We start from the raw sequence: 4,366 nt of genomic DNA, 5'->3' as shown, positions 1-4,366 counted from the left end.
TCTTCCTCCTTCCTTCTTCCTCCTTCTTCCTTCTTCCTCCTTCCTTCTTCCTTCTTCCTTCTTCCTTCGACTATAAAATCATGGAACCACCAATCGAAAGAATCCGCCTTTCCCAATCTGGCAAAGACCAACTTTTAAAACTTCGCAGATTTACTAAAATTGATCAATGGAATATTCTTTGCCGTTGGGGATTTTGCCGTTCTCTTGCTGAACCTTCTATGCCTTCTCCCGTTCCCATTCCTGCTGATAGTAATGTCGAATTAACTTGGGATGTATTCGGCGGTGAAATGGCTGATATTTTAATAATTGCTTTGAAACAAAGGTGTTATAATGATAAGTTAGGCACGGATAAAGAAACTCTTGCTAAACAATTTCGCCTCCACCTTCATCGCGGAATTGGCTATTTAGCGGGCGATCCCAATATCAAAAAAATCGAAGACTTAATCGCGATCGCCACCCAAAAGTAACCCAAAGCCACCGTAACGCCGCCCTCTGGGGGTATTTTTACCGCCCAGAGGGCGGCGTTACGTAAATTCCCCACTATTCCGTTAGCGACTTAGGGGGTAAGGGCAAAAAGTGCGATCGCACTTTCTCGATCGCTATTGCCTCATAACCAAACTCATCCGCTAAATCTTCCCCTCCAAAGCGGAACAAATTTTTTTTGTAGTACCCCTTGACACTTTGTAGTACGTTATGTAGTATGTATACATGGCTGACGAAAAAGAGTTTAAAACCTTTGCTTCACAAGCCATCTGCACCTTTAAAGCTAAATAAGTCCTATAAGCAAGAGTCATGTCATTAACTCTAGGACAAAAGCGGTACTTAGCCCTAATGTAAGACATCCCAGGGGTTGTCATACATAGACTACACCGCCCACAGTCCAAACTCCAGTTATTGAAACTCGGAAATTCCACAGCCACAAGCAAAAAAAAACTTCCGCAAACTCTTGACAAGCTTGTAGTATTTGTGTAGTATTAATGTAGGACAGAGGGGAAGAGCCCCAAAGCTCCAACTCAAAAACCAACCGAACCTTGAAAACAGAATATTAACCTATTTTATGGGGGTATAGCTCAAATGGTTAGAGCAGTCGCCTGTCGAGCGAAAGGTTGCGAGTTCAAGTCTCGTTACTCCCGTAAACAAATCATATCAGATTTGCCAACAGTTAACGGTTAACAATTAACAGTTAACCGTTAACCGTTAACATTTCAGGTTAGGTGGCCGAGTGGTTGAAGGCGTTGGTCTGCAAAACCAATATTCGTGGGTTCAAATCCCACTCTAACCTCTGGCAAAATAGCAGCGTAGCTTAATGGTAAAGTCCCAAGTTCATACCTTGGTTAATATCGGTTCAAATCCGATCGCTGCGACCAAAAGTAGGGATAGTGTAACTGGCAACACTCCAGTCTCCAAAACTGGCATTTTGAGTTTAAATCTCAATCCCTTCGCCAATTATGGTGCTGTAGGCAAATGGTTAAGCCACCTGACTTTCGATCAGGTAATTGCGGGTTCAACTCCCGTCAGCACTTCCTTGTGGGTTGTTGGCAGAATGGTTTTTGCAGCCGCCTTTTAAGCGGATGGATCGAGGTTCAATTCCTCGACAACCCACCAACTTTCTATTTAATTTATATCTGAAATTTTTATTTTGGGTCAGCCCTCCTATAGGTGTAGGAAGCTGTCTGTAAAACAGTGGTTTAATACGCTTGCTGGTTCAATTCCAGCCTGACCCATAGCGGGATAGAGTAGTGGTTACTCACAGGTTTCATACGCCTGTATTAGGAAGGTTCGATTCCTTCTCCCGCGTCCAAAAGGAGAGGTGGCCGAGAGGCTGATGGCATCTGTTTGCTAAACAGAATCGGGTAATTCCGACGCAGGTTCAAATCCTGTTCTCTCCGCTTTTCCCCCAGTAGCTCAGTTGGTAGTAGCGCTTGTTTGAAGAACAAGAGGCCGTCGGATCGAAACCGACCTGGGGGGCTGGCATTGTCCTGTAGCTCAGTGGTAGTAGCGATCGCTTGTTAAGCGAAATGTCGTAGGTTCAATCCCTACCAGGACAGCCTTTTTTTTGAATTGCCGGGTAGACAAATCGGTAAAGTCGCCTGTCTCTGAAACAGGAATTTATGTAGGTTCAAAGCCTACTCCGGCAGTCAATTATTGGGAAGTCGCCTAATCGGTATGGCACCGCTCTTTGAAAGCGGACAAATGTAGGTTCAAACCCTACCTTCCCAGTTCTGCTATTAGCAAAGCAGATTAATTAAACTCCTGTAGCCCAACTGGAAGAGGCCGCAAGCTCAAACCTTGTGTTGTGTGAGTTCAAATCTCATCAGGAGTAGTAAATTTTCCAGTAAATTCTACTTGCTCCTGTGGCGGAATTGGCAGACGCGGCAGACTTAAAATCTGTTCTATTTTGATTGTGAGTTCGACTCTCACCGGGAGCATGAACGGGATGTAATTCAGCGGCCAGAAGCCTTGGTTTGGGGCCAAGGAGTCGTTGGTTCAAATCCAACCATCCCGACTTTACCTCTGTGATGTAATTGGAAAACATCGCTCGCTTAGAACGAGTGTTTTGCAGGTTCGAGTCCTGTCAGGGGTAGTTGGCATTCAGCCAATTTTCACTGTTTGCTCTCGTGGCGGAACGGCAGACGCACTAGGGAGAGAACCTAGTTTTTTACAGGTTCAAATCCTGTCGGGAGCATGAAATTTTTAGTAAAATTAGGAGGAACTTACTTATAGTGTTTAAGAAAAAACTACATGAAGCGGAGTTATCCCGTAGGGAATCGCCTAAAAAGCACAGACGAGAATTTCAGCACTTTTGAGCAACCAGCCTTAACCTGTGAATTGTGCGAAAGAGAGATGAAGCATTTAACAATTCATCACTTAATTCCACAACAATACATTAAACGAAAAAACTTAGGCTCAGGCCCAATAGCTAACATCTGTTCTGCTTGCCATAAACAGATTCATGCTCTATTTGACAATAAACGCCTAGCCGAAGAACTCAATACCCTAGAAATGCTAAAAAATGAGCCACAAATGCAAAAGTTTTTAGCTTGGGTAAGGAAGCAAACCCCTAGCAAACGAGTCAAAGTCAATCGTCACAGATAGTAAGGAAAATTAGCTAAATAAATTTTGCCCTTGTAGCCCAATTGGAAGAGGTTCCTCGCTTAGAACGAGGAGGTTACTGGTTCAAATCCAGTCAGGGGTACTTGATGCAGGTGTGATGTAACTGGCAACATGAGGCTCTTGTAAAGCTTTCATGCGAGTTCAAATCTCGCCATCTGCTTGTGCTATTTTAAAGGAGGAAAAACCACATGATTTCATTAAAATAAGTGCCATGAAAACTCAAATTTCCATCGTCCAAGCTGATATTACAAAGCTCGAAGTTGAGGCTATTGTCAATGCAGCTAATGAATCTTTATTAGGCGGTGGCGGTGTTGATGGTGCAATCCATCGTGCCGCAGGACGAGAACTGCTTGAGGAATGTAAAAAATTGGGTGGCTGTCCAACAGGAGAGGCAAAAATTACGAAGGGTTACAAGCTTCCAGCAAAGTATGTCATTCATACAGTCGGCCCTATTTGGTACTGGGGAAAGCGAGGGGAAGCAGAATTATTGGCTTCATGCTACTTTTCTAGTCTGAATTTAGCTAAAGATCACAAGGTGAAAACAATTGCTTTTCCTGCTATTAGTTGTGGCATCTATGGCTATCCTGTGGAACAAGCTTGTCGGATTGCTATTCAATCAACCCTAAAGTTTATTCAGGAACAGAATGTTATAGAGGAGGTAATATTTGTTTGCTTTGGCGAACAGATATATCAAACCTATCTCGAAACTGCCAAAGAATTTGGAATTTAATCTGGCGGATATGGTGCAATGGTAGCATCTGAGTCTTCCAAACTCGCGATACGGGTTCAAATCCCGTTGTCCGCTCTGAAAAATTGCGGGTGTGATGTAGCGGCTAGCATCTGAGTGCGCCACACTCAGCGCATGGGTTCAAATCCCGTCACTCGCTTTGATAGTCCTGTAGCTCAGTTGGGAGAGCGCCTCTCTTACAAAGAGGATGTCGCGGGTTCAATCCCTGCCGGGACTACCAATTTAGGGGAGTGTAGCTCAACGGATAGAGCGCCACGCTTCGGACGTGGATGTTGTGGGTTCAATTCCTACCACTCTCGTTGTTTTTGCTTGAAATTAAAGAGGTGATTCCGTTGAATGATTAATTTTTTCTAGTCAGAGCGATTTCACGGGGTGACAACCCCGTCAGAACATAGATAGAATAAAGGACATAGCCCTCATACCCCTCTGAAAAAATGGTAATTTATTACGCCTGATTCTCATTAATTCATTAACAATGTCTTGACAAAATTCCATACCAATTAC

3 protein-coding genes and 24 tRNA genes are annotated in these 4,366 nt (G+C 43.8%); all 27 read left to right on the top strand.

Features of this window, described 5'->3' with window-relative positions:
• The first annotated feature begins 80 nt into the window (after positions 1-80).
• The 27 genes from dndE to PN499_RS04075 all read left to right on the top strand — a co-directional run bounded on the left by dndE (position 81) and on the right by PN499_RS04075 (position 4,161).
• Entirely contained in the window at positions 81-467 is a 387-nt protein-coding gene (dndE, locus tag PN499_RS04205) for a DNA sulfur modification protein DndE (protein WP_007353678.1), read from the top strand.
• A gap of 592 nt (positions 468-1,059) precedes the next feature.
• Positions 1,060-1,133 (top strand) — tRNA-Asp (locus PN499_RS04200).
• 75 nt (positions 1,134-1,208) lie between these two features.
• Positions 1,209-1,282 (top strand) — tRNA-Cys (locus PN499_RS04195).
• A gap of 10 nt (positions 1,283-1,292) precedes the next feature.
• Positions 1,293-1,367 (top strand) — tRNA-Met (locus tag PN499_RS04190).
• Positions 1,368-1,370: 3 nt separating this feature from the next.
• Positions 1,371-1,445 (top strand) — tRNA-Trp (locus tag PN499_RS04185).
• Between the two features lie 5 nt (positions 1,446-1,450).
• Positions 1,451-1,523: transfer RNA gene (locus PN499_RS04180), tRNA-Glu, on the top strand.
• Positions 1,524-1,529: 6 nt separating this feature from the next.
• Positions 1,530-1,605: transfer RNA gene (locus tag PN499_RS04175), tRNA-Lys, on the top strand.
• A 36-nt stretch (positions 1,606-1,641) separates the two neighbouring features.
• Positions 1,642-1,724 (top strand) — tRNA-Tyr (locus tag PN499_RS04170).
• Between the two features lies 1 nt (position 1,725).
• A tRNA-Met gene (locus tag PN499_RS04165) sits at positions 1,726-1,801 on the top strand.
• 3 nt (positions 1,802-1,804) lie between these two features.
• Positions 1,805-1,889, top strand: a tRNA-Ser gene (locus PN499_RS04160).
• A gap of 5 nt (positions 1,890-1,894) precedes the next feature.
• A tRNA-Phe gene (locus PN499_RS04155) sits at positions 1,895-1,968 on the top strand.
• 7 nt (positions 1,969-1,975) lie between these two features.
• A tRNA-Asn gene (locus tag PN499_RS04150) sits at positions 1,976-2,048 on the top strand.
• A gap of 14 nt (positions 2,049-2,062) precedes the next feature.
• Positions 2,063-2,138 (top strand) — tRNA-Gln (locus tag PN499_RS04145).
• Between the two features lie 8 nt (positions 2,139-2,146).
• Positions 2,147-2,220 (top strand) — tRNA-Gln (locus tag PN499_RS04140).
• A 29-nt stretch (positions 2,221-2,249) separates the two neighbouring features.
• Positions 2,250-2,323 (top strand) — tRNA-Leu (locus tag PN499_RS04135).
• Between the two features lie 25 nt (positions 2,324-2,348).
• Positions 2,349-2,429, top strand: a tRNA-Leu gene (locus tag PN499_RS04130).
• Between the two features lie 4 nt (positions 2,430-2,433).
• Positions 2,434-2,506: transfer RNA gene (locus PN499_RS04125), tRNA-Pro, on the top strand.
• 4 nt (positions 2,507-2,510) lie between these two features.
• A tRNA-Leu gene (locus PN499_RS04120) sits at positions 2,511-2,584 on the top strand.
• 28 nt (positions 2,585-2,612) lie between these two features.
• Positions 2,613-2,686: transfer RNA gene (locus tag PN499_RS04115), tRNA-Leu, on the top strand.
• Between the two features lie 56 nt (positions 2,687-2,742).
• The gene (locus tag PN499_RS04110) at positions 2,743-3,096 is read left to right on the top strand and encodes a hypothetical protein (protein WP_334311654.1); all 354 of its coding nucleotides are present in this window, start codon (positions 2,743-2,745) and stop codon (positions 3,094-3,096) included.
• A 26-nt stretch (positions 3,097-3,122) separates the two neighbouring features.
• Positions 3,123-3,196, top strand: a tRNA-Leu gene (locus PN499_RS04105).
• A gap of 6 nt (positions 3,197-3,202) precedes the next feature.
• Positions 3,203-3,274: transfer RNA gene (locus PN499_RS04100), tRNA-Thr, on the top strand.
• A 51-nt stretch (positions 3,275-3,325) separates the two neighbouring features.
• On the top strand, positions 3,326-3,844 hold the full coding sequence (locus PN499_RS04095) for an O-acetyl-ADP-ribose deacetylase (RefSeq protein ID WP_272030422.1): 519 nt from the start codon (positions 3,326-3,328) through the stop codon (positions 3,842-3,844).
• A 4-nt stretch (positions 3,845-3,848) separates the two neighbouring features.
• Positions 3,849-3,919: transfer RNA gene (locus tag PN499_RS04090), tRNA-Gly, on the top strand.
• Positions 3,920-3,929: 10 nt separating this feature from the next.
• A tRNA-Gly gene (locus PN499_RS04085) sits at positions 3,930-4,001 on the top strand.
• A 5-nt stretch (positions 4,002-4,006) separates the two neighbouring features.
• Positions 4,007-4,082 (top strand) — tRNA-Val (locus tag PN499_RS04080).
• Positions 4,083-4,088: 6 nt separating this feature from the next.
• A tRNA-Arg gene (locus PN499_RS04075) sits at positions 4,089-4,161 on the top strand.
• Positions 4,162-4,366 lie beyond the last annotated feature (205 nt).

This window comes from Kamptonema animale CS-326 (genome assembly GCF_028330895.1).
Lineage (GTDB): Bacteria > Cyanobacteriota > Cyanobacteriia > Cyanobacteriales > Microcoleaceae > Kamptonema > Kamptonema formosum.
This window is presented reverse-complemented; position numbering and strand designations above follow the sequence as displayed.

Coding starts and splice junctions, on each gene's coding strand:
- dndE (WP_007353678.1), top strand. CDS start 81: ATGGAACCACCAATCGAAAGAATCCGCCTTTCCCAATCTGGCAAAGAC.
- PN499_RS04110 (WP_334311654.1), top strand. CDS start 2,743: ATGAAGCGGAGTTATCCCGTAGGGAATCGCCTAAAAAGCACAGACGAG.
- PN499_RS04095 (WP_272030422.1), top strand. CDS start 3,326: ATGAAAACTCAAATTTCCATCGTCCAAGCTGATATTACAAAGCTCGAA.